The organism is Simiduia aestuariiviva (assembly GCF_014192475.1).
Taxonomy (GTDB): domain Bacteria; phylum Pseudomonadota; class Gammaproteobacteria; order Pseudomonadales; family Cellvibrionaceae; genus Simiduia; species Simiduia aestuariiviva.
This window is the reverse complement of sequence record NZ_JACHXZ010000001.1, coordinates 395,029-420,268: the sequence shown is the minus strand read 5'-3', so window position 1 is coordinate 420,268 and position 25,240 is coordinate 395,029. Positions and strand designations below refer to the sequence as shown.

18 protein-coding genes are annotated in these 25,240 nt (G+C 54.0%); 5 read left to right on the top strand and 13 right to left on the bottom strand.

Features of this window, described 5'->3' with window-relative positions:
* The 3 genes from FHS30_RS02030 to FHS30_RS02020 are packed head-to-tail and all read right to left on the bottom strand — an operon-like array spanning position 1 to position 3,328.
* The gene (locus FHS30_RS02030) at positions 1–1,335 is read right to left on the bottom strand and encodes an N-acetylmuramoyl-L-alanine amidase (RefSeq protein ID WP_183907793.1); all 1,335 of its coding nucleotides are present in this window, start codon (positions 1,333–1,335) and stop codon (positions 1–3) included.
* A gap of 8 nt (positions 1,336–1,343) precedes the next feature.
* Entirely contained in the window at positions 1,344–1,826 is a 483-nt protein-coding gene (tsaE, locus tag FHS30_RS02025) for a tRNA (adenosine(37)-N6)-threonylcarbamoyltransferase complex ATPase subunit type 1 TsaE (protein ID WP_183907791.1), read from the bottom strand.
* A 2-nt stretch (positions 1,827–1,828) separates the two neighbouring features.
* Positions 1,829–3,328 carry an NAD(P)H-hydrate dehydratase gene (locus FHS30_RS02020; RefSeq protein ID WP_183907789.1) on the bottom strand — a complete coding sequence of 500 codons (1,500 nt, stop codon included), beginning with the start codon at positions 3,326–3,328 and terminating at the stop codon, positions 1,829–1,831.
* A gap of 67 nt (positions 3,329–3,395) precedes the next feature.
* On the opposite strand from FHS30_RS02020, the gene queG reads away from it, so the two are divergent.
* Positions 3,396–4,535: a tRNA epoxyqueuosine(34) reductase QueG gene (gene queG / locus FHS30_RS02015; RefSeq protein ID WP_183909210.1), complete on the top strand. Its 1,140-nt coding sequence runs from the start codon at positions 3,396–3,398 to the stop codon at positions 4,533–4,535.
* Between the two features lie 49 nt (positions 4,536–4,584).
* On the opposite strand, the gene FHS30_RS02010 is transcribed toward queG, so the two are convergent.
* Both FHS30_RS02010 and orn read right to left on the bottom strand, forming a co-directional pair.
* Positions 4,585–5,340, bottom strand: a complete 756-nt coding sequence (locus FHS30_RS02010) for a substrate-binding periplasmic protein (RefSeq protein ID WP_183907787.1) — start codon at positions 5,338–5,340, stop codon at positions 4,585–4,587.
* A 279-nt stretch (positions 5,341–5,619) separates the two neighbouring features.
* Complete coding sequence (orn, locus tag FHS30_RS02005; RefSeq protein ID WP_183907785.1) at positions 5,620–6,168, bottom strand: oligoribonuclease; 549 nt, start codon at positions 6,166–6,168, stop codon at positions 5,620–5,622.
* A gap of 98 nt (positions 6,169–6,266) precedes the next feature.
* Between orn and rsgA the strand changes: the two genes are divergently transcribed.
* The 4 genes from rsgA to asd all read left to right on the top strand — a co-directional run bounded on the left by rsgA (position 6,267) and on the right by asd (position 10,661).
* Positions 6,267–7,310 (top strand): small ribosomal subunit biogenesis GTPase RsgA, encoded by a 1,044-nt coding sequence (gene rsgA / locus FHS30_RS02000; protein WP_183907783.1) that lies wholly within the window; start codon positions 6,267–6,269, stop codon positions 7,308–7,310.
* 23 nt (positions 7,311–7,333) lie between these two features.
* Positions 7,334–8,911: a hypothetical protein gene (locus tag FHS30_RS01995; protein ID WP_183907781.1), complete on the top strand. Its 1,578-nt coding sequence runs from the start codon at positions 7,334–7,336 to the stop codon at positions 8,909–8,911.
* Positions 8,912–8,978: 67 nt separating this feature from the next.
* Positions 8,979–9,782: a rhodanese-like domain-containing protein gene (locus FHS30_RS01990; RefSeq protein WP_183907779.1), complete on the top strand. Its 804-nt coding sequence runs from the start codon at positions 8,979–8,981 to the stop codon at positions 9,780–9,782.
* Between the two features lie 18 nt (positions 9,783–9,800).
* Positions 9,801–10,661 (top strand): archaetidylserine decarboxylase, encoded by an 861-nt coding sequence (gene asd, locus FHS30_RS01985; protein WP_183907777.1) that lies wholly within the window; start codon positions 9,801–9,803, stop codon positions 10,659–10,661.
* Between the two features lie 52 nt (positions 10,662–10,713).
* Here asd and FHS30_RS01980 read toward each other — a convergent pair whose 3' ends face one another.
* The 8 genes from FHS30_RS01980 to FHS30_RS01945 form a co-directional block, all read right to left on the bottom strand.
* Complete coding sequence (locus FHS30_RS01980) at positions 10,714–12,066, bottom strand: cyclic di-GMP phosphodiesterase (RefSeq protein ID WP_183907774.1); 1,353 nt, start codon at positions 12,064–12,066, stop codon at positions 10,714–10,716.
* Between the two features lie 216 nt (positions 12,067–12,282).
* On the bottom strand, positions 12,283–13,347 hold the full coding sequence (gene hemE / locus FHS30_RS01975) for a uroporphyrinogen decarboxylase (protein WP_183907772.1): 1,065 nt from the start codon (positions 13,345–13,347) through the stop codon (positions 12,283–12,285).
* Between the two features lie 130 nt (positions 13,348–13,477).
* Positions 13,478–14,896: an FAD-dependent oxidoreductase gene (locus FHS30_RS01970; RefSeq protein WP_183907770.1), complete on the bottom strand. Its 1,419-nt coding sequence runs from the start codon at positions 14,894–14,896 to the stop codon at positions 13,478–13,480.
* A gap of 26 nt (positions 14,897–14,922) precedes the next feature.
* Positions 14,923–19,374: a glutamate synthase large subunit gene (gltB, locus tag FHS30_RS01965; protein WP_183907768.1), complete on the bottom strand. Its 4,452-nt coding sequence runs from the start codon at positions 19,372–19,374 to the stop codon at positions 14,923–14,925.
* A gap of 405 nt (positions 19,375–19,779) precedes the next feature.
* Positions 19,780–21,300: an SPOR domain-containing protein gene (locus FHS30_RS01960; protein ID WP_183907766.1), complete on the bottom strand. Its 1,521-nt coding sequence runs from the start codon at positions 21,298–21,300 to the stop codon at positions 19,780–19,782.
* Between the two features lie 39 nt (positions 21,301–21,339).
* A complete protein-coding gene (gene aroB, locus FHS30_RS01955) occupies positions 21,340–22,440 on the bottom strand; it encodes a 3-dehydroquinate synthase (RefSeq protein WP_183907764.1) in 1,101 nt (366 codons plus the stop codon).
* A 71-nt stretch (positions 22,441–22,511) separates the two neighbouring features.
* Positions 22,512–23,027 carry a shikimate kinase AroK gene (gene aroK / locus FHS30_RS01950; protein ID WP_183907762.1) on the bottom strand — a complete coding sequence of 172 codons (516 nt, stop codon included), beginning with the start codon at positions 23,025–23,027 and terminating at the stop codon, positions 22,512–22,514.
* Positions 23,024–25,240 (bottom strand): type IV pilus secretin PilQ, encoded by a 2,217-nt coding sequence (locus tag FHS30_RS01945; RefSeq protein WP_246341113.1) that lies wholly within the window; start codon positions 25,238–25,240, stop codon positions 23,024–23,026. Before FHS30_RS01945 ends, aroK begins: the two co-directional genes overlap by 4 nt.

Genomic DNA, 25,240 nt, shown 5'->3' with positions numbered 1-25,240 from the left:
TTAGGAAGTGGGAATTTGAATTTTTTGGCCAATCATGATGGTGGAGCCATTGAGGTTATTGGCGCGGCGAATTTCCTCTACCGACACTTTGTGGCGGCGTGCAATGGCCGACAAGGTGTCGCCGCGAGCAATAACGTACTCTTTTGCACCGGCATCATCGGCCGAATTTTGGCCACCTTTTTTGCGCCACGCAATGTAAGAATCCGAGGGCGGCGATTCATAAAAATAGTCTTTGATGCCACCAAAAATTGCCCCGGCCATTTTGCTGCGGTAGTGGCTAGAGGCCAAGTTTTTGGCTTCTTGCGGATTGGATATAAATCCTGTCTCCACCAAAATTGACGGCACATCAGGCGCTTTTAACACCAAAAAGTTTGCCTGCTCCACGTGGTGCTTGTGCATGTGCGCCATTTTTTTCATGGAGCGAATAACTTTATCGCCCACCTGCAAACTCTGGCTCAAGGTTGACGTCATCGATAGGTCTACCAGCACCGATGCCAACATTTCATCGCGTCCCTCGAGAATGGTACCCTCACCACCAAATAAATCCGCTTCGTTTTCGCGCTGCGCTAAAAAGCGTGCCATTTCACTGGTGGCGCCGCGCTGCGACAGCGCAAACACCGAGGCGCCGCGCGCTTTAGGATTGGTGAATGCATCGGCGTGAATAGACACAAATAGGTCGGCACGCTCAGCGCGCGCCAAGTTGCGCCGCTTGGCGTGCAGCAGATAATAATCGCCTTTGCGAATCATAAAGGCGCGATAACCGGGCTCGGCATCCACCCGTTTTTGCAACTCCTTTGCAATGGCTAACACCACGTCCTTTTCACGCAGACGGTTGGGTCCAATGGCGCCCGGATCTTCGCCGCCATGGCCCGCATCAATGGCGATAACAATGTCGCGCTTGGCGGTAGGCACCGAGGACACTACCGTTTTTTCCACTTTGATATCAGTGTCGTACAAATCAATCACTAAGCGATCGGATTTATCGCCAAATTTTTTCAAGACCAAACTGCGGGGATTTACTGCGGCACTGAGATCCAACACGATGCGCAGATCGTCGCCGTCACGCGGCGCAGTGCGCACCGAATGAATGGGTGTATCAGATAACGGCAGCTGCGCCAAATTGGCTTTGAGCTTAACGGACTTGATATCCACCACCAGTCGATCTGGCCCGCTCAGTGTAAAAATGCTGTGTTCCACCGGACCACTCAAGTCAAACACCAATCGAGTGTGATCTGGCGCGCGCCACAGGCGTGCACCATCGATGGTGGTTGCAGCCAGCGTCTGTGCCCACAGGCTTAGGCACAAGCCCAGAAATATTGCGATAGGTCGCAGCATCAGCGGCCTTAACTCCCGGTAGTTTGTAGCATGTGCAGAGCCTGTCGACCCCGATCTGTGTGCGCAGCTAGGGTGAGCGATCGACCCGGTGCGCGACCAGGCTCCCTTAAGATGCCGACTTTAACCTGCCAATCGGGCATAGGCAAAAAACCCTCGCCACGGGCCGGCCACTCCACGATACACAGGCATTGGTCGTCAAAGTAATCGCGAATCCCCATGTACTCCAGTTCTTCTGGTTCACCCAAGCGATAGAGATCAAAGTGAAACACGCGGGCAGCTCCCAATTGGTAAGGTTCAACCAAGGTATAGGTGGGACTCTTAACCGCACCTGAATGGCCGAAAGCACGCAGCAAGCCACGGGTTAAGGTCGTTTTACCCGCCCCTAAATCACCCTCTAGAAAAATGACACCCTCGGGCATCGCCGCGCCCAATCGCTCACCCAGTGCCACCATTGCGGGCTCGCCAAAGGCCGATAAGTGCAAGACATCCATCGCTACAATCCGTTCAATAACCAACGCACAGCGGGCAGTAAATCAGTGGCTAATAAACCGCGCTGGCCATCGGCTTCAGCTTGCTGATCGCCCGCCATGGCGTGTACCAGAGCACCCAACTGTGCGGCGACTGGCGCCAGCATGCCCTGCGCCAGCAGCGCGCCAATAATGCCGGCCAAGCAGTCGCCCATACCACCGCTGGCCATGCCTGGATTGCCTGCATCAATGAGTACCAGGCGCGTATCGCCACCCGCCCTAAATGCCACCAGTGTGCCCGCGCCCTTGAGCACCACCGCGGCGCCGGTCGCTTGCACCAGGGCCACAGCCGCCGCCGCACGATCGGCCTGCACTTGCGCCGTCGAAATCTTCAACAACCGCGCCGCCTCGGCGGGATGGGGCGTCAACACCGTTTGCGGCGGCAAGGTAAATTGTCCCCGCTTTGCCAGTAAATTGAGCGCATCGGCATCCAAACAGCAGGGCAGTTCCGCCGCCAAACTCTGCGCCAGCAGTTGTTCACCCCACGCCTGCTGCCCCAAACCTGGCCCCACGACGAGCGCTGAGGCAGTCGCCAATTTCACTTGCGCGTCGATGCCAGCATCGACCCCCAAGGCCATCAATTCGGGCTGTCGCGTTAAGGCGATTTGGGCCGTTAAGGGCCGGCTCACCAAACTCACCATGCCACTGCCCGCGCGCAGACCGGCCTCCGCGGCGATTAGCGCCGCGCCGCTCATGCCGAGATCGCCACCCACCACGGCCAAATGCCCGAAACTGCCCTTATGGCTATCGGCGTCGCGGGGCGCAAACTGCGCCACCAGTTGTCCGTAATCTGCTCGATATGCCTTTACCGGTATTTGGGCGTCGTGTGTGTCGCCACCGAGATCCGAAAACAGGACCCGCCCTGCACAGGCCCGACCGCTGCCGGTAAATAAGCCAAATTTTAAGCCCACAAATGTCGCCGTCGCATCGGCGCGCACGGCCGCCCCAAGTGCCGCGCCCGTGTCGGCAGACAGCCCGGAGGGAAGGTCCAATGCCAATACCGGCGAGGCCTGGCGATTGAGCCAACCGATGGCGTCGGCATAGGCACCACTGACGGGCTTGTTCAAGCCGGTCCCCAGCAGGCCGTCGACACACACATCAGCTTCCAATGACTCCGCGGGATCGAAGGGGGCCATGGGCACCCCCTCCTGCGAGGCAAACTGCCAAGCTGCCCGTGCGGCGCCGGTCAGCGCGGCGGGATCCGCCAGCCAACGCACCTCCACTGTCCACTGTCGCGCTTGGGCCAGGGCGGCCACGACGTAGCCGTCGCCGCCATTGTTGCCAGCGCCACAAAGCACAACGAGGCTGCGCGCACTGGGCCAGCATTGCTGTATTTGGTCGAAGGCAAAGCGGCCGGCGCGCTTCATTAAGCGCTCGGCACTGAGCCCTTGCTGCTCAATGAGAAATTGATCCAATGCGCGCACGGCGGCGGCGCTGTAAAGTTCGTGGGGCAGGGCAACGGACATGCGTTATCTCGTGCAGGTGAAAAATCTGTCAGAATTATACGTAAAAGGCATAGGCAGCACACGAACAATGGCAGACTCCCAGCAAACCACCGCACTGGCGCAACTGGCCAGCGAACTCAAAGCAGAGGGACTGCGCTTGGGCTTCCAGCAGATTGGCATTGCCGACATCGACCTCACCGAGGCGCACCAACGATTACACGATTGGCTCGACAAAGGCTATCACGGCAACATGGCGTGGATGGCCGATCATGGCGATATGCGCACCCGCCCCGATCAACTGCTGCCGGGCACCACTCGTGCCATCAGCCTGCGCATGGACTATTTGCCCGGTGACACCCAGTTAATCGCTGCGCTGAAAGATGGTGAAACTGCCTACATATCGCGCTACGCCCTCGGTCGCGACTACCACAAACTGATCCGCAAGCGTCTCAGCCAATTGGCCGCGTTCATCGAACTGCGCGCAGAAGCCTTGGGCATCCCGCTGCCTCAGGGCTTTCAACACCGCGCTTTCGTCGACAGCGCGCCAGTGAGCGAAAAACCACTGGCAGCAAAAGCGGGCTTAGGCTGGCAGGGCAAACACACGCTGATCATCAATCGAGCAGCCGGCAGCTGGTTTTTCTTGGGAGAGGTGCTCACCTGCCTACCGCTTCCGCTCGACAGCAACCCGCAGGCAGACGAGTGCGGGGAGTGCACCGCCTGCTTAAAAGTCTGCCCCACCGATGCCTTTCCGCGCCCTTACGAACTAGACGCTCGGCGTTGCATCTCCTACTTAACCATCGAAAATAAAGGCCCAATTCCGGAAGAGTTTCGCGAACCCATGGGCAATCGCGTGTTCGGCTGTGACGACTGCCAAGCCATTTGCCCCTGGAATAAATACGCCAGCCTAACGCAGGAAATCGATTTTCTGCCGCGTCACAAACTAGACAGCACCAAGCTCGTGGAATTATTTCAATGGACCGAACAAGAGTTTTTAGACCGCACCGCCGGCTCACCGCTGCGCCGCACCGGCTATGAAAGCTGGCAGCGCAACCTTGCCATTGGCCTCGGCAATGCGCCGCACAGCGCAGAAATCATTGAACATTTACAGCGCGCCCGAGAGCACGCCACTGACATGGTGCGCGAGCACATCGACTGGGCCCTAATGCAGCAACGCAACGTAGATAGAAAACGCAAAAGAAAAATCAAAAACAGTGAGCGAGAGTGGTGATTTCAAGCGTGTAATAATAGGCGCAACTTCTCCAAAGCCACTCATTTAGCTAGCGATACTTCTTAAAAACTTCCTCTAATTTGCGTTCCTGGTGCAACTTTCGATACACGTCTGAAAGCTGCTCAGCGCTAACGGGAGACTTAGGGGACACTGCACTAAAAATGTCGTGTTCCATGCTCCACGTTTGCACCACATGAAATGCGTTAGGGTCATATTGTTCTTTAAAGAGATAACCCACGACGATATCGGGCGCGATCAAGGCGTCCAATCTGGCGCGCAACAGCCGGGTAAAATTAGTGGGTATGCTTTTGGCGTCGTCGCGAATTATTAGACTGAGGTAGGGCTCCTCAGCGAAGCCTTGATACTGATAACCCTGCACCGTCCCCAATCGCTTGCCCAACAAATTGTCGAGCGAATGCATGTCAAAACGCCGGCCTTGCGCTTGCACGATGACATCTTTCTCTCTACTGACTCGCACTGTCCAGGACAATGCCTCGGGCGCCGTCATCCAGGCGGGGTTAGTAAGCAGTAGAACATGAGCCCGCCCCTCGGCTAGAAATTGCTCCATGCGTCGTCGTGGCGAGCGCTGAAACTGAATGGGTTGCTGTAATTGCGCACCAATAAGCTGGGCTAGTTCCCAATAAATACCGCCGGTGATATGCCCGTTGTGTATAAAGACGTAGGGCTCAATGAGATAACTATCGTAGACAAATATAAGCGGTGGCTTGGCGGGTACCGAGGTAGATTCAGCGGCAGAGAGCGAAATAGGCAGCAGTAACACTATAACCAAGAGAAGGTGAGGCATCGGTGTTGGCAACCACTCATCGAAATAGAGCCTCAGTTTAACAGTGTTCGCTCTGCATTGGCATCTTGAGCCTTCCCTTGCTTCACCAACCCATTGTGCGGCTCATTGCTTGATGTTGCAGCGAATACATCACTTTCCCCCGTCGCCGACGCAGCGGTGAAGATCGCACTCGCGCCGGCAATATTAATTAGGAATTTGATGGCCAAATCTCGAAATGAGCAGCAGCAATAAGGTGCTGAATGCACCTTATTGAGGTGCTGCAAGAATCATTGGCCGCGATTAGAACTTAATAAATTCTTTGCGATAGTGCTGCAGCTCGGCAATGGAGTCTTTGATGTCGTCCATAGCCAGATGGCTACTGGATTTTTTGACGCCCGCCAACACTTCCGGCGCCCAGCGACGCGCCAGCTCTTTCAGTGTGCTCACATCTAAATTGCGATAGTGGAAATAGCGCTCCAGTGCAGGCATACCACGCACTAAAAATCGGCGATCTTGGCAGATGGAATTGCCGCACATGGGCGACTTGCCCTTGGGTACCCACTGCTCCAAAAAAGCGATGGTGGCTGCCTCGGCCTCGGCCGCAGATGTTTTACTATCTTTTACCCGCTGAGTCAGGCCGGATTTACCGTGCTGGTTGGTATTCCACTCGTCCATTGCCGCCAGCGCCGCATCGCTTTGATGTACGGCAAATACCGGCCCCTCCGCCAGGACGTTGAGTTGAGAGTCAGTCACGATGGTAGCAATTTCGATGATTACATCCGTATCGGGCTCAAGGCCGGTCATTTCAAGGTCAATCCAGATCAGGTTATCGTCGGCAATTTGGCTCATAGGTAGATGCTCGTATTTTTTTAAAGGCGCACGTTTTACAATGTGCCCCACAGTTTAGCAAGGCAATGCCCGAGGCGCCCGCACGATGACCCTGCACCATGAGTAAACGCAAGCTCAACCGCCGCCAAGCGTGGCGCATCGAAAAAATCCAAAAAGAGCGCAGCGAGCGCGCCAGCAAGCGCGACGCCAAGGCGGATCAACAGCTACTCGACGACAGTCTAGGGCCAGAGGAATTTGGTTTGGTGGTGGCTCACTACGGCAAGCGGGTAGAAGTTGAATCCATCGGCGCAGAGGCCGATCAGGGGTCTGCCGAGGGCGAGGTGGTGAGCTGTCACTTTCGCGCCAATCTCGGCTCACTGGTCACCGGCGACAAGGTAGTTTGGCGGCGCGGCAAAGATGCCGGTGTCATTGTGGCCGTGCAGCCGCGGCACTCACAGTTGCAGCGGCCCGATCCCTATGGCGACTTGAAAACCATCGCCGCCAATATCGACCGCATCATCATTGTCGCCGCGCCCTACCCCGAACCCCACGCCAACCTCATCGACCGCTACCTCGTAGCCACCGAAGCGCTTGAACTGACGCCGCTGGTTCTTTTTAACAAGTCTGACCGCATAGACGATAGCAACCGCGAGAAAATGGCTTGGCTAGAGGCGCGCTACACGGATTTAGATTACGACTGCCTGTGCGTGTCCACCGAGACGGGTGAAAATATCGACCAGCTGACGCGCTATCTGGCCAATTACACAAGTGTGTTCGTGGGCCAGTCGGGCGTAGGCAAGTCATCGCTCATTAACAGTCTGCTACCCGGTTACGATATTCGCGTTGGCGGCCTGTCTGAGGCCACGCAGAAGGGCACCCACACCACCACCACCGCGCACCTCTATCACTTTCCGTCGGGCGGCCATTTGATCGACTCGCCAGGCATACGGGAATTTGGCCTGTGGCACATGGAGCCGGAGGACGTGCTGCACGGGTTTCGCGAATTTCGCGAATTTCTGGGCCACTGTAAATTTCGCGATTGCAAACACCAACAGGAACCGGGCTGTGCGCTGCACGCCGCCGTCGCCGACGGTCAAATCACTCGCTCGCGCTTTGACAGTTGCGAAATGATTCTCGCGAGCTTAGAACACCCACACGGTTAACGGCCGTCGACTATGCTTGGGGAATGAAGCGACGCGCCCCAGAACCCATCAAGTTGAGCGCCCCGAAAGGGGCCGATCACTGGCATCAGCGCCTGTCTCTGGCGGGACTGACGTTGTTGCCGGGCAGTTTTGACCGCATACACACTGCGCTGCGCGCACCCAATAGCAGCGCCGATCAGGTGGCGCGCGCCCTCGCCCAAGATCCAGCCGCCTGCCTGCACTTTTTCCTGCGGGCCAACCGCTTACTCACCCCAGCCGGCAATGAAGTGCATGGCTTAAGCCATCTGATCAGCTTATTGGGGTTTCCACAGGTCAGCCAAATTTTGCACAAGCTGCCCGTCGCTGACGAGCCCTTGCCCGCCTATTGGCGACAATTACAACAGAGCTTATTGCGAGGGCAATTGGCACAGCGACTGCCGCTCGCGAGCGCAGGCTTGGCATCTGCCAATGTCTATTTCGCGGCACTGTTCAGCGATCTTCCCCAGTGGCTGCGCTGGCACTATGCGGCAAAAGAGCAATCGCTCTGCAATGGCCTCGCCTTAAACCCTCACATTGGACCACGCAAAGCCGAGGCGTTGGTTTTTGGTACCCAACTCACACCTTGGCTCACCAGCGCACTGAAGCAACAACCCCTACCGCACAGCTTGCGAGAGGCGCTCGGGCTGTCTGCACAGCAGTTCCAACAGGCGCTGTTGCCACTGGCGCGCAATGCTCGTCGACACCTCCCCGCGGCGTTAAGCCAACGACAATCGCTGACATTATTGCTGATTCAGCAATTGGTCAGCCGCTTTTACGCGGCCCCCAGCGATACGCGCACCCGGCGCGTTCAAGATTGGCTAGCGCACTTACTTCACTGTGACTCCCACACCGTTGGCGCGCTGCTGCATAGCTGTGCCGCCCAACTGCCCAGTATTCACCCAGCGCTAGTCAACGAGCACCCAGCGCGGCGACTGCTGTGCCACTGGCCACGATTTGCGGATCTGCCCATCTATTCGCTGCCGCGACCACAAACATCGGCGGAATCGAAAGCGCCCGCGAATCAAGCCGAGGCCGCGCAGGCTACCGGCGCGCCTTCACGCCTGCTAGACAACCGTTTCATTGACCCCGATTTAGTTCGTGCGGGCCTCAAGGCTTTGGCGGAGGGCTCGGCGGCACTCTCCTCGTTGAACACCATTTTTCAGGCCACTACTAACACGCTGCAACATGGCATGGGCATGGAGCAAGGTGGCCTGCTAGTAAATACTCAGGCGGAAAGCTGGCAATTCAAATGCCCTTTCGATCAGCACGCGTTGCTGCCCGACAAACTAGCGCAGAGCACGCTGCTTGAACGCCTAAGCGCCAAGCCCGCGGCCGTATTGATCAACACCGACAATCGATCTGCGCTACTGGCACAAATGCCCACGCCACTCAGCGAAGCGCTCGCTGAGCGAGACGCGATATTGATCTCGCTGTTTCTCGGGCAGAAGCCCATCGCCATTTTGCTGGCCGCCGAAGCTGATCTATCACCGCCACGAGTTCAGGCATGCAAGCGTTTGGCACAGGCGGCGCAAAAAGCCATCGCGCGATTGGCGCGCAAGGTCCAGCGTCGCGCTGCAAGTTAAGCTGAGTTCGCACTGGTGCACTGAGCACATTCCATTACAATGACGTCTTTCTAATTCAGGGAGCCCCATGATGCTGCCACTCATCATTGAACCTGCTGATCTACACACCGAGCTTGCCAACCCCGCATTGCGCATTGTCGATTTGTGTAACGAGCAATCCTATGCTCAAGGCCATCTCCCCGGGGCTGTGAGCGTTACGCCCCAATCCATTATGGCCAATACCCCGCCGGCGGTGGGCAAGCTGCCCGATGCCGCCCACCTAAATGCACTGTTTGAGCGACTCGGCTTGACGCCAGACACGCACGTTGTGGTGTATGACGATGAAGGCGGCGGCTGGGCGGGGCGATTTATTTGGCTGCTTGATGTCATTGGCCATCAAAACTATTCCTACCTCAATGGCGGGCTGATCGCCTGGAAAGCGGAGGGCTTACCACTCACAACCGAGGTGCCCCACATTGCGCCGGTACCTCATACACTGCACCTGCACCCCAAACCTTTCACCATGTCACTCGATGACATTGTGTCTCGCCTCGGAGACGAGTCATTGGTGATTTGGGATGCCCGCAGCCCCGCAGAATTTAGAGGCGAAAAAGTCTTTGCCCAGCGGGGCGGCCACATTCCCGGCGCCACCAATTGTGAGTGGACTCAACTCATGGACCAGCAGCGCCAACTGCGCATTCGCTCCGACGCCAAAGCCATACTGGCAAACCTTGGTATAGTGCGCGGCAAAGACATCATTACGCACTGCCAAACACATCACCGCTCCGGCTTTACCTACTTAGTAGGCAAAAGCTTGGGCTTTTCCATTCGCGCCTACGATGGTTCGTGGAGCGAATGGGGCAACCACCCATCGACACCGATCGAACAATAACCCGCTACGGATACCCACATGAGCCCTAAACTTTTTGCCAGCCTGCAGTACTTAATCCCCCAGCACGCCCTATCGCGGGCCGCTGGCTGGCTGGCCGAAACCCCCATTCCTTGGATTAAAGACCCTTTCACCCGCTGGTTCGTTGACCGCTACGACGTAAATATGAGCGAGGCGCTCGAAGAGGATCCCACCCGATACGCCTGCTTTAACGATTTTTTCACGCGCGCGCTCAAGCCCGGCATGCGCCCAATCGACACCGATAGCGACAGCATTGTGAGCCCCGCCGACGGCGCCATTTCACAGTTGGGCGATGTCGAATTAGGGCGGGTTTTTCAAGCCAAAGGCCAAGACTACAGCCTTACCGAATTGTTGGGCGGCGATCCAGAAGCGGCCCAGCCATTCATGGGTGGAAAATTTGCAACAGTTTATCTCTCACCAAAAGATTACCACCGCGTACACATGCCATTGGCAGGCAAGCTCATCGAAATGGTGTATGTGCCAGGCGACCTTTTTTCAGTGAATGAAGCCACAGCAGATGAAGTGCCCCGTTTATTTGCACGCAATGAACGGCTGGTGTGCTTTTTTGAAACCGACGCGGGACCCATGGCACTGGTTTTGGTGGGCGCAATGATTGTGGCTGCCATAGAAACGGTGTGGGCTGGTCAAGTCACGCCCTACCGCCGCGCCATTCGACGTACACGGTACGACACGCAGCAAACCGTTGCGCTCAAAAAAGGCGAAGAAATGGGGCGTTTCAAATTGGGCAGCACGGCCATTGTGGTCTTTGGCCCCGGCGTCATGAACTGGTCCGAGGACTATCGCGCTGGCACGCCAACGGTGATGGGCACAAAATTAGGCGAGATTATTCGCAAAGTATAAAACCAAAAAAAACGCCTGCAATATGCAGGCGTTTTTTTGTTCACGCTACTCACTATTTTCCGAACAGCCCAGACAGCCAGCCTTTTTTCTCTGGCTTGAATAGGTACTCATCACGAATTGTGGCGATATCTATGTCATAGCTTCCGGGCTCTAAATCTTGAGCAATTTCAATTTTTTCCACTTCCGACAGGCGCTTTTTACCCGAATCTATCAGCGCCTGCTTTTGGCGATCGTCCTCGGCCAAATCCAACAAGATAGGTTTGCGCAACTGATGCTTACAGGCATCTAGCACCAGCATTACTTTGGGCTTTAATCGACGTTCAAAGTTCTGCTCAACCACCACACCGACTTCGCCCGTCGACAACTCAACCAAGGTGCCCGTGGGGTACAGACCGATGGCGCGAATAAATTCCACCACCAGCTCTTCCTGAAATTGCACGTCGCGCAGCTCATACAACTTTGCCACCGCCTTGGACGGCGCCAGCGGGTATGCTTCTCCACGCGGATTGGTGGTGTCATCGTAGAAGGTCACAATGCCGGCAATTTTGCCGAGCATGGGAATTTTGTCGCCGCGTAAATGCTGGGGAAAGCCGCTGCCGTTTAAGCGCTCACAATGGGTTTTCACCACGGCGATAACGCGGGGTTCGATACCCGGCATCTGTCGCAAAATATCGCAGCCGTGCAACACAAATTTTTCGTACTCAATTTCTTCGGCGGGTGTGCGTTGCTTTTTGGCAATCAACTGTTTGTCTATTTTGACCTTGCCCAAATCCTTGAACAAAATGCCGAGCGCCAGCGTATCTAAGTCTGCTTTACCTAGGCCAATGTGGCGCCCAAATAGGATGCCCCAGACGGAGGAGCGCATGGCGTGGGTGTAGGTATGCTCATCAATTTCGCGCACGCGCGCCAGCCAAGAGAAGGCATCGGGATTGCGAATAACCGAATCCACCATTTCACTGGCTGCGCGCTTGGTATCTTTTACCGAAATAGCACGCCCTTTTTCCAGCTGGCCCAGTACTTGCCCCATAGCGGTGTGCACTTGTTGGTGCAACTCTTTGGCCACCGTCACTTCTTTTTTCAGAAGCGCCTTTTTCTGGTATACGTTGCGCTTGATTTTGAGAGGGGCCACCGGGATGTTGGCACTCGCCGTTTTTGCACCACGCGCACTGGCGGGCGCGCCACCGGGTTTGAGGGTTTTTAATTTGCTGGCAACCGGTCCCTTGCCTTTGGCCACATCAATGTACACGTGGCGACAGTGGGCCTTGAGCTCTTTGATTTCATCCAGTTCGCGAATATAAAAGCCCTGTAGGGGAAATGGTGTCTGCGACCACGGCCGATCCAACCCCGATACAAACATGCCGGGGGTCAGTTCATTAACATCCACTTTTAACTGCTTTATCGCCAAGGCAACTTCCTCGTCGCTGTACGCGAGCTTCGCTCTTTCACCGCAATTGCGGCGTGTTCTACCCTAGTTGCCGTGGCAGCATCAATTCGCTGCCAGAGGCAATCTCATGTCATAGGAGAGCAATTAACGCTAACCGTTTGACTTAATAGATGATTTTAGCGCCTTTCTACCGGATTTGGCGAATTAGGCGCTAGATCGCAGTCACACTCTTGGCATTTACTGATGGTAGGTGGCTGAAAGCTGATGGACGGCGTCAATAAACGCCCCCGCATGGGCCGGATCCACCTCCGGTGTAATGCCGTGTCCGAGATTGAATACATGCCCGCTGCCCGAGCCATAGGATGCCAAAATCTGCCCCACCTCACTGCGAATGCGATCTGGGCTGGCGTACAACATGGTGGGGTCCATATTGCCCTGTAGCGCCACGCGCTTACCTACGCGACTGCGCGCTTGGCCAATGTCCGTGGTCCAATCAAGGCCCAGCGCGTCCGCTCCGGTGTCTGCCAACAGCTCCAACCACTGGCCCCCGCCCTTGGTGAACAGAATGACCGGTACCCGGCGCCCCTCCCGTTCACGTATCAGGCCAGACACTATGCGCTGCATGTAAGCCAACGAGAACTCTTGATAGGCAGCGTGCGATAGCGCTCCGCCCCAGGTATCAAATATTTGTACTGCCTGAGCACCCGCTTCAATTTGTGCATTGAGGTAGGCAATCACGGAATCTGCCAACACCGTCAACAGTTGGTGCATGACCTCCGGCTGGTTAAACGCCATGGTCTTGGCACGGCGGAAATCTTTACTGGAACCGCCTTCAACCATGTAGGTGGCCAGCGTCCAAGGACTGCCAGAGAAGCCAATCAGCGGTACGCGGCCATTCAACTCGCGCCGAATGGTAGACACTGCATCCACCACATAGGGTAGGTCTTTGTGGGGATCTACAACCTTTAAGGCGCGAATATCTGCCTCGGTGCGCACGGGTTTTTTGAAGCGTGGGCCTTCACCGGTTTCAAAGTAGAGCCCCAAGCCCATGGCATCGGGGATCGTGAGAATATCGGAGAACAATATGGCAGCATCTAGCGGATACCGCTCCAGTGGCTGCAAGGTCACCTCGCAGGCGGCCTCCGGGTTGGTGCACAGCCCCATAAAATCACCGGCTTTAGCGCGGCTGGCTCGGTACTCTGGCAGGTAGCGTCCCGCTTGACGCATCATCCAAACAGGGGTCACATCTACGGGTTCGCGCATTAGCGCGCGCAAAAAGCGGTCGTTTTTCAATTCAGTCATGGCATTCACTTCACTTCAATTGCGCGCATTGTACGGCGTGGCCTCGGCAGCGTACAGGCTAGCGCCCGCCAGAAACACAAAGGGCCCCAATTTGGGGCCCTTTGTGTGGCTCGCTAACGCGCCAATATGCCTAGAGATCGAGGTAGTCCAAGATCCCCTCAGCAGCCTCGCGCCCCTCCCAAATGGCCGTTACCACCAGGTCAGATCCGCGCACCATATCGCCACCGGCGAACACCTTGGGATTAGTGGTCTGAAATTTATAGGTCTGAGCTTCTTTCGCTTCAACACCGCCCCAATCATTGACACTGATGTCGTGGTCGGCAAACCAAGGGGCTGGGTCGGGCTGGAAACCAAATGCCACCAGCACCACATCAGCCGGCACAATTTCTTCGGAACCGGGTATCACTTCTGGGCGGCGGCGACCATTGACGTCGGGTTCACCCAGTTTGGTAGTGACCACCTTTACCCCTTCCACCTTGCCATCGCCAACAATTTCTACGGGCTGTCGGTTGAAAAGAAATTTAACGCCTTCCTGCTTGGCATTCACCACCTCTCGCTTGGAGCCCGGCATGTTGGCCTCGTCGCGTCGGTAGGCACAGGTCACCGACGCTGCCTGCTGGCGGATTGATGTGCGGTTGCAGTCCATGGCGGTATCACCACCACCAAGTACCACTACGCGCTTGCCTTCGACACTAATGTAGTCAGCCGGGTCTTTTTCAAACCCCATATTGCGATTGACGTTGGCCACCAAAAACGGCAAAGCATCGTACACGCCCGCGAGGTTTTCTCCCGGGAAACCGCCCTTCATGTACTTGTAGGTGCCCATTCCCATAAACACTGCATCGTAATCGCGCAACAATTCTTCCATGGTGATATCTTTACCCACTTCGGTATTCAATCGAAACTCAATACCCATCTCGGTAAAAATTTCCCGGCGACGCGTTAACACAGATTTTTCTAACTTAAACTCGGGAATACCAAAAGTCAGAAGACCGCCAATCTCCGGGTAGCGATCAAACACCACCGGCTTCACGCCATTGCGCACCAAAACATCGGCGCAGCCGATACCAGCCGGGCCCGCACCTATGACCGCAACTTTTTTGTCGGTCCACACCACTTTTGACATATCGGGCTTCCAACCCATTGCAAACGCGGTGTCGGTTATGTACTTCTCTGCATTGCCAATGGTCACAGCACCGAAGCCATCGTTGAGTGTGCAGGCACCCTCGCACAAGCGGTCCTGCGGACACACCCTGCCACAAACCTCCGGCAGCGAGTTCGTTTGATGGCTTAATTCGGCCGCTTCAAAAATATTGCCTTCGCTAATCAATTTCAGCCAGTTGGGGATGAAATTGTGCACAGGGCATTTCCATTCGCAGTAGGGATTACCGCACTCCAAACACCGATGTGCTTGCCCCTGCACCTGTTCTTCAGTGAATGGTTGATAGATTTCTACAAACTGCGTTTTACGCGTTTTCAATGCTTTCTTGGCGGGATCCTGACGACCCACATCCACGAATTGAAAATGATTATTTAAACGAGCTGACATAATACGTCCTCTTCAATTCTGTGCGGTTACTGTGGACTTGCCACGGTTTGCTTCAACAACCCTTCGAGGTTTGCAGCCTTGGGCTTAACCAACCAGAATTTACCAATCAAATCGAAGAAATTTTCCAACAAATACTTACCCCATTCGCTGTCCGTCTCCGCCACAAATTCTTCGATGATTTGTTGCAGGTGTGTTTGATGAGGCTCTAACTCTTCATTGTTAATCCGTGTAATTTCCACCAGTTCACGGTTATAGCGATCGGAGAAAGTGCGCTCGATATCCAACACATAAGCGAAACCGCCGGTCATGCCCGCGCCAAAGTTAACGCCGACTTTACCGAGCACCGCTACCACACCTCCGGTCATGTATTCACAGCAGTGGTCGCCAGCCCCCTCCACCACCGCTTGGGCGCCTGAATTGCGCACGCCAAATCGCTCGCCCGCCTGACCCGCAGCAAACAGCTTTCCGCCTGTCGCGCCGTACAAGCAAGTGTTGCCGATAATGGCCGTATCCTGCGACTTAAAGCTAGAGCCCGCCGGCGGGCGGACCACCAACTTGCCACCCGCCATGCCTTTACCCACATAATCATTGGCATCGCCTTCGAGATACATCTCAAGGCCGCCCGCATTCCAAACGCCGAAGCTCTGGCCGGCCACACCGGTAAGGCGCAATGTAATGGGCGCATCGCTCATGCCTAAATTGCCATAACGCTTGGCAATCTCACCGCTGATACGGGCGCCAATTGAACGGTCGCAATTGGTTACAGTAAATGCAAATTCACCACCTGCTTTGGCCTCAATGGCCGGCAACAGAGTTTGCACCATGGTTTCCGCAAGCCGGCCTTCATCAAAGGGTTTATTGCGGGGTTCCTGGCAGGTTTGTGGTTTAGACGCTAAAAACGCATCGGTGTGAGTAATTGCACTCAGATCGAGCTGCGACTGTCGCTTAGTGCGACCATCAATTCGCTCTAACAAATCCACACGCCCCACCAGTTCATCGAGCGTGCGCACACCGAGTCGCGCCATCCATTCGCGGGTTTCTTCAGCCATAAACTTAAAAAAGTTCATGGCCATATCGACTGTGCCGATGTAGTGATCTCTGCGCAGTTTCGCGTTTTGGGTGGCAACACCGGTGGCGCAGTTATTTAAATGGCATATGCGCAAATATTTACAACCCAATGCCACCATCGGCGCCGTGCCAAAGCCAAAACTTTCAGCCCCCAACATAGCCGCTTTTACGACATCCAAACCTGACTTTAATCCGCCATCTGTCTGTACCCGCACTTTGCCGCGCAAATTATTTGCGCGCAGCATTTGGTGAGTTTCCGAAAGTCCCAACTCCCACGGGGAGCCCGCATAACGAATTGACGTAATCGGGCTTGCGGCGGTACCACCGTCGTAGCCAGAAATGGTAATTAAATCGGCATAGGCCTTGGCCACGCCAGCGGCAATAGTGCCGACTCCAGGCCGTGACACCAGCTTCACTGAAACCAATGCATCGGGGTTGACCTGCTTTAGGTCGTAAATCAACTGCGCCAAGTCTTCGATGGAATAGATATCGTGATGAGGCGGTGGTGAAATCAATGTAACACCGGGAACGGAGTAGCGCAGACGCGCAATCAGAGCATTTACTTTGCCACCGGGCAACTGACCGCCCTCGCCGGGCTTGGCGCCCTGAGCAACTTTAATTTGAAGCACTTCCCCGTTGACTAAATACTCGGGCGTGACACCAAAACGTCCAGACGCAACCTGTTTGATTTTCGACGTTTTAATGGTGCCATGGCGCGCGGGATCTTCACCGCCCTCACCACTATTGGAACGACCGCCAAGGGTATTCATGGCCTCTGCCAGCGCTTCGTGCGCTTCTGGCGACAGCGCACCTAAAGACATTGCCGCCGAATCGAACCGGCGCACAATATCTGCGACGGACTCCACCTCTTCAAGTGGTATTGGCTTGGCGGCAACTTTTACCTTTAACAAATCGCGCAAAGTAGCGGTTGGGCGCTCGTTAACTAAACCCGCGTAATCGCGCCACACGGCATAGTCGCCCGTCTGGACAGCACGCTGCAAGGTTTGCACCACATCGGGATTGAAGGCGTGGTATTCCTGACCATGCATATACTTCAACAAACCACCCGGCTGAATGGGTTTACGCGCCTTATTGGCGTAAGCCAATAACTTCGACTGATCAGCCTGCAGGTCATCAAAACCCGCACCGGCAATACGCGACGGCGTTTCAGGGAAACACAACTCCACCACATCGCGGTTCAAACCAATAATTTCGAAAAGGTAGGCACCACGATAGGACGCGATGGTAGATATACCCATCTTCGACAAGATTTTTAACAGACCCTTACAAATCGCCGTGACGTAACGTTTCTGTGCGGTGGCGGCGTCATCCAACATTTCACCGGTTTGTATCAGGTGGTTGATGATGGAGTAACTCAGATAGGGGTGAACCGCGGTTGCGCCGTACCCAATCAAACAGGCAATTTGATGTGAGTCACGCGCAGTGGCGGTATCGGCAATGATATTAGAATCGCACCGCAACCCGGTATTTACCAAGCGGGCGTGCACGGCGCCCGTGGCCAATAGCGCGTGAATCGGTAACAAATTTGGCTCTACGTTGCGATCGGAGAGCACCACAATCGCGGTGCCTTCGCGCACAGCAGCTTCAACTTCGTCACACAAATCAACGATTGCCTGACGCAAGTCCTTTTGGGCGGGATCGAAATAGAGTGAAAACTTGCGCACCCGGTAACCGGGCTTATCAAATTTTAAAATGTAATCGCACTTGGCCCAGGTCAATACGGGCGAGGTGAGGATAAGCCGGTCCGCATGATCTTCCACATGTTCAAAAACTGTTTTTTCAGCCCCGAGACAGGTTTCCAACGACATCACGATGGCTTCACGCAGCGGATCAATGGGCGGGTTGGTCACCTGCGCAAACTGCTGCCGGAAAAAATCGTACAAGCAGCGCTCTTTTTCAGACAGCACGGCCATGGGTGTGTCGTCACCCATTGACCCCACAGCCTCTTGACCGCCCTCAGCCAGCGGACGAATGACTTGATCGCGCTCTTCAAAGCTCACCTGAAAAAGTTTTTGATGTCGTAAAAACTCATCCATGGTGAATTGATTATCGATAGCAGGGCCATTGTAATCCGCGCGCAGGCGCGTAGCGCGCTTGGACAGCCACTGCTTATATGGCTGCGCCGACTTCAGCATGTTGTCGATATCTTCACTGAAATACAATTTGCCTTCCCGGGTATCAATCGACAACATTTGGCCCGGACCCAAGCGGCCTTTTGCCACTACGTCCTCGGGCTTATAGCCGTGCACACCGACTTCAGAGGCTACCGTTATAAAGTCGTCCTTTGTGATGACATAGCGCGATGGTCGTAAACCATTGCGATCAAGTGTGCACACTGCGTAGCGGCCATCGGTGATTACCAAGCCTGCGGGGCCATCCCACGGCTCCATATGCATAGAGTTATATTCGTAGAAGGCCCGCAAATCAGGGTCCATATGTTCGACGTTTTGCCATGCTGGCGGCACCAGCATACGCACAGCGCGATGCAGCTCCATACCGCCCGAGAGCAATACCTCTAACATGTTATCGAGACTGGACGAATCGGAACCCGTGCGATTAACGAGCGGCGCAATTTCATTTAAATCCGGCAATAAAGGCGATTGAAACTTTGGCGTACGCGCCACTGACCAATTGCGATTCGCGGTAATGGTATTGATTTCACCGTTATGGGCCAACATGCGAAATGGTTGGGCCAAGGGCCAGCGTGGCATGGTATTGGTAGAAAACCGCTGATGGAAAACACAGATGGCCGTCTCTAATCGAGCATCCGCCAGATCGAGAAAAAAGCGCGGTAAATCCACGGGCATCATCAGGCCTTTAAACGACATGACTTTGCTGTTTAGACTCGAAACGTAAAAACTTTCGTCTCCGGCCAATCGCTTTTCAGCCTTCCTGCGCGCCACAAACAATTTGGCATTGAGCTGTTCTTCAGACAGGTCGCTTTGGGTGTTAACAAACACATTGTAAAAGGCGGGCACTGACTCCAATGCAATAGGACCAAGACAGGCATTATCGGTAGGCATCAATCGCCAACCGACGACGGAAAGAGAAACAGAGGCTAGCTCTTCCTCTACCACGTTGCGCTGCTGTTGGGCCAGAACAGGATCTGTACTCAACATCAATACGCCAATACCGTAGGCGGTTGTGAGCGACGCTCCACACTCCGCTTGCGCCACATCCCGTAAAAAATTGTCTGGTTTTTGCAGTAGCAAACCACAACCGTCACCGGTTTTGCCATCCGCGGCAATGCCGCCACGATGGGTCATACAGGTCAGCGCCTCAATGGCGGTACTTAGCAGCCGATGGCTAGCCTCGCCATTAAGGTGTGCAATCAAGCCAAAGCCACAGTTGTCTTTGAACTCGTCTAACCGGTATAGGCCAGTGCTCATAAACAGTCCTTCAATCGTTGAGAATTTTACGCGCCGTGACCACTAAGGCCTCGCGTTTGTTCTGTAGGAAAACCACTAGCGGTTTCATCAGAGCGCAGTCGGCACCGCGAGTAGTAAACCCGCTAGACAGTGGCGCGCAATGGTGACGTTTGCTGGCGATGCAGAAAATGGCCGTGGTAGCGCGATTAAAATAACTACAGCTAACAACCTACTGTAGACAATTGGCCACCTCAGTGAATCGCTCTCAGGTTCCTCAGACCCCATCTGCCACCCAGCGTGCAGCAGTTTCTGCGGTTTTTGGGGCAAATGGGCGCAGAATGTTACCCGCTAAGACCTAGGCACGCAAGGGCGGCGACGCAACAAACCATCACGGGTAACGCGCACCACAGAAAAATATTGCTTACTTTAGGATTTAATTTTTATTTGCTGCTGCACAGAAGCCATATCGCGCGGCCAAGGGCCACTTTTTTGCAGGGATTTCGGCAATTTTTGAATTGCAGCCCGTGCTTCAGCCTTCGAGACGTAATCACCCAACACCACAACATACCAAGGCTCCCCCTTGCGGAGGGTGCGATAAACGCGCAGAGGCAATGCTTTGTGATTCATTACAAATTGATCAACGCCCGACTTTGAAGCTGCAGCGAGCACTTGCAAGGTAAATCGATTTGCTGGCCGAGCTAACAGGAATTGCTCGTCTTCGGAGAATATTGGCGCGGACTTTGGCGTTTCAACCACAGCCACTAGGGTGTCCTCTTCAGCTTCAGTGGACTTTTGCAACGCGCCACTGTGCATTAAGGGGTCTTCGCGCACAACGGCTTCGGGACTTGCAGCTGGCCTAGATTCTGCCAGTTGCTGGCTCACTGGCTTGCTGACTCTTTCAGGCGAAGCCGGTTTTGCCGCTGCGCCACTCTGTATCGAGTCGGGCGTATCAGTCGATGGTGCATTGAGCACCTGTACTCTGGTTGCCTCCGCGGCCGGTGACAACACAGTCACGGAGTTTGTCGCAGGCTCAGACGATGAATCAAGCCCCAGCCATGCGCCGCCCAATACCACTAACAACAGCACTAATGCCCCCAAATGCCAGAGGGGCAACGCCGTAGCAGGCGACTCCGCTGCAGCCATTTTAGCCAGCAGGCAGATTTCGGCCGAATCAGAAACGCGGTGTAGGTCTCCCGCTGTATTCATATACATTTGCTCATCATCGGACTCGTCAAAGATGGGGGGGCCATCGTACCCCGCGTTCGACATGCGAAAGCTGATATAGTCCGATAAAAATGACGGGGTGACCTCCGGCATTTCAAATTGCTGTGCTGCGCTTGCAGATTCCTGCCGCGAAAATTTGTCGAGCAGTACCTTTGACCCAACAGCGAGTAAGTGAAAGCAATTAGCGGACGCACCAACAGTTAAACTCAACAGGCAATCAATCGCATCGGCAGTCAGTGCCTCGGCATCATCCAGCAGCAGATATACTTGCAAATTGCCGCCACTAAAATCTGACCACTCGGCCAATCTACTTTTAAAATAAGCTTCATTAGCATCGGATTCAACGGCCAACCCTATGCCGTCAGCAATCCGAAAAAGGAGCTCTTCGGCACTACTTAACTCTGGTGCAGAGAAGGTGAACACATAATCTTGCTCTGCCAGCTGGCGCTCTACTTCGAGCAAGAAAGTGGACTTTCCAGACCCGGCTGGGCCGGCTACGAGGGTGGGAGCCTCGGCAAAATGAAGGAGGTGCAACACCTGAGACAATAGCGCCTGCCTACCGTGCGCAGGAAAAAATGCATCATCCGAAGGATCAAAAGGGGGCCGCTGTAAACCAAAATGAAGCATGTAATCGGAGACGCCATCTGGCGTACCTCTACGCAGCGGCGCAGCATCTATAGATGCGCTCGCATCGACTACTGTTCGCTCGGGCACTCCACTCATGTTTTCGTCCCTGTATTATTTTGAGTCAGGCTAACGCCTTTAACGGCGACCAGCAACCCCGCGCGCAATGGAGTTCGCTAACACCTCTCTCAACATTGCATCGGGCACATCTTCGGTAATAACCGCCTGACCTAACGCCCTCAGCAATACAAAACGCATTCGCCCGGTGAGCACTTTCTTATCTACCTGCATATGCCCTATAAATTGATCCACGGTCATTGTGTCGGGCGCATCAACTGGCAGTGCAGCTCGCTGTAATATATCGCGAACCTGCGTCACATCACGGGATGACAGCCACCCCATCGCCTGCGACAGTTCAGCGGCAATCGCCATGCCCGCCCCAACTGCCTCGCCGTGCAGCCATGTGCCGTAACCCATCTGTGTCTCAATTGCATGCCCAAAAGTATGACCCAAATTTAGCAAGGCGCGCATCCCACCTTCGCGCTCATCGGCTGCAACTATCCGCGCCTTGGTTTCGCATGAACGGGCAATGGCATACGCCAGATCACTGTGCTCTAAAGCCATTAAACGATCCATATGATCGGTCAACCAAGTGAGAAACTCGGCGTCCCCTAATAGCCCATACTTGATGACTTCCGCCAAGCCTGCCGATACTTCTCGGGCCGGCAGTGAGGTGAGCATGAGGGTATCTATCAGCACAGCTTTTGGCTGATGGAAGGCACCAATCATATTTTTACCCAGGGGGTGATTGATACCCGTTTTACCACCCACAGAAGAATCCACCTGTGACAATAACGTGGTGGGAATCTGGATAAAGTTCACGCTCCGCTGATAGGAAGCAGCGGCAAAGCCGGTCATATCACCAACGACACCACCACCCAACGCAACTAGCGTTGTGTTCCGGTTGTGCCGGTCCGCAAGTAGCTGATCAAAAATGCGATTCAGCGTCTGCCAGTGTTTATGAGCTTCGCCATCAGGCAAAATCACAACAGAGACGTCATATTCAGTTAACGCGCTTTGAATCGCGGGCAGGTAGAGCGGGGCAACCGTATCATTGGTTACTATGCAGACTTGGCGACTTTTAATATGGGCGGTTAGTAACTTTGTGTTCTGCAGTAGATCCGCGCCAATGTGGATGGGATAGCTGCGATCACCAAGTTCAACATGGAGAGTTTGCATGGACAATTGGCTTGTAGTTAAAGCGGCAACAATAGCAGATTTAGCTATCTACTTCAGCCACAGCGAAACAATTACTTATGGTTTCGCACCAAGTCAGCCATTTCTTGCGCCACCTGACGAGGCGGACGTTTTTCGGTATTGATGATATAAGTGGCCACTTCAGCATAGAGCGGATCGCGAATGGCCAGCAATTCTCGGATGCGAGATTCAGGATCGGCAACCTGCAAGAGCGGGCGGCGTTTATCTTTTGCCGTGCGCTCAAGCAGCTGCTCAGTCGATGCCGTTAAGTAGAAAACAATACCAGACTGCTTTAAACAGTCTCTATTTTCTTCCCGCATAACGATGCCACCGCCGGTGGCAATTACCAGCTGACCTTGCGTCGCTAAATCGGCAAGCACAACGACCTCTCGTTGACGAAACCCAGCCTCGCCCTCTACATCAAATATCCAAGGTATGTCAGCACCCGTTCGATCTTCGATCTCACGGTCTGAATCTTTGAAGGGGTAGCCTAGCTGCTGTGCGAGTTGCTTTCCAATCGTGGTCTTGCCGGCCCCCATAGGGCCGACAAGAAAAACAGGCTGACTCATTGAGTAAAATTGTCCGCCATAATGCGAGGAGTGATGAAAATCAACAGTTCAGTTTTGTTTTCAAAAGTAACATCTCGACGGAAGGCGCGCCCCAGATAGGGAATATCGCCAAGGAACGGAACCTTTGTTTCGCCCTTTATTTGCTCGGTTTCAAAAATACCACCCAGCACTATAGTTTCTCCGTCTGCAGCCAAAACCTTTGTTTTCAATTTGGTAACGTCTATAGACGGTATTCCATTAGTGACAACTCCCACGTTATCCTTGCTAACCTCTAATTCCATGATCACGCGATTATCAGGTGTAATCTGGGGCGTCACATCAAGCTTCAACACTGCCTGCTTAAATGATATAGCTGTTGCACCACTGGAAGCTGCTTCTTGATAAGGAATCTCAGTACCCGATAGGATCGTAGCCTTCTGCTTATCACCGGTAATCACTTTAGGCTGGGAAACAATTTCAGCATGCCCTGAATCTTGTAGCGCTGAAAGCTCCATAGCCAGATAAGTGTCATTAGTAATTATAGAGGCTGCGAAACTTCCCGCCGCGTTCTGCACGCCCAGATCAACGAGCATCGTGTCAAGAATTGAACGCTCATCATCGGTAGTTCCATCGCCATCACTATCAATGAAATTAGCTTCAGGGCCGCTACCTTCGCCAGTCATCAACCCATCTAGATTGCCGGTCCACTCACTTTTGGAGTTGCCATTGATACGAACCCCATCAGTACCCCAGCGTACACCTAGCTCTTCTCTAAAATCCGTATTCGCAATCACGATACGCGCTTCGATTTGAACCTGTCGAATGGGAATGTCAATCTCAGCGATAACTTTCTTGAACTCTGTGATCTTTTCTTCCGTGTCCGTAAGGATAATAGAGTTTGTTCTCTCATCTACTATCGCACGGCCTCGTTCAGACAGCAGTGAGCCCGTTGAGTTTCTATCATCTCCACTGCCACTTGACCCAGACCGAAAGTCTCTAGCGCCAGTATCGCGCTGTCCCTTGAACAGCTCGAATAACTCCTTAGCATTTGCGTAACGCACGCGAATATATTCCGTGCGTAAAGGTGCCAACTCTTGCAACTGACGCTGGGTTTCTAATTCTTGTCGCTCACGCTCAGCAATTTCTGCAGCTGGCGCCACCATTAACACATTGCCGATCTGGCGCTTATCCAATCCTTTGGTTTTGAGCACCAAATCCAAAGCTTGATCCCAAGGCACGTTATCTAGACGCAATGTAATGCGGCCGCTGACTGTATCTGACGCCACCAAATTGAGCTCAGTGAAGTCGGCAATTAACTGCAATACAGAGCGCACTTCGATATCTTGGAAGTTTAAACTCAACTTATCACCCACAAATGCAAAGCGGGCATTTTTATCTTCAAGCTCTTGCTTCGTTAAAGGCTTTAAACTGATCACATACTGGTTATCAGCCTGATAAGCGACGTAGTCATATTGCCCAGGTGCTGCAATAGTGACGACCGTATTTCTACCATCGAAGTCCATATTTACTTCGGTAACAGGCGTCGCAAAGTCAGTAACATCTAATCGACGTCGTAACTCTTGCTCCAAGAAAGTATTAATAAACGTGACACGAACACCACTCGAAACCTCATCCACATCAACTTCAAGGCGGGCATCAGACAGCGTAAACATCAACTCACCGGCCCCCTGTACATTGCGTGTAAAATCAACATCATTGACCTTGACACGGCTATTGTTGGCCTGCTCGGTGTTTGCTAACTTATTCACCGACGATTGAGCCGCAAGCGCAGACGTTTTACTTGCTGCACTTTTCGCTAAATAGTCGGATACATTATTACCACCCACCTCTAAAATAAACGTATTGCCGTCTACACGCGTGCTGTAGGGCGCCAGATCATCCAGCGAAAGAATAAGGCGCGTCCGGCCGCCAGCCGACACAACTGCTGCATTCTGTGCGTTTTCGAAAGATAGGGCGTATTTTTTCTGTGTAAGACCGCTCTCCGTTTCTGGAAAGTCCAGCACGATGCGCGCAGGCTTATCAATCGTATAACCATCTGGCTGAGCAGGTGCCTCATTGAACTGCAAGTGCACCTCAAAACGCTGCCCAGGCAACTCTGCAAAAGTGATATCCTGAATGGTACTGGCCTGAGCCGCCAAGGTTGCAAAAACCATGACTGCAATTGCAGCCATTTTGCAGCCAAGATTAATTAAAGTGTATTTGGGCGTTTTCAT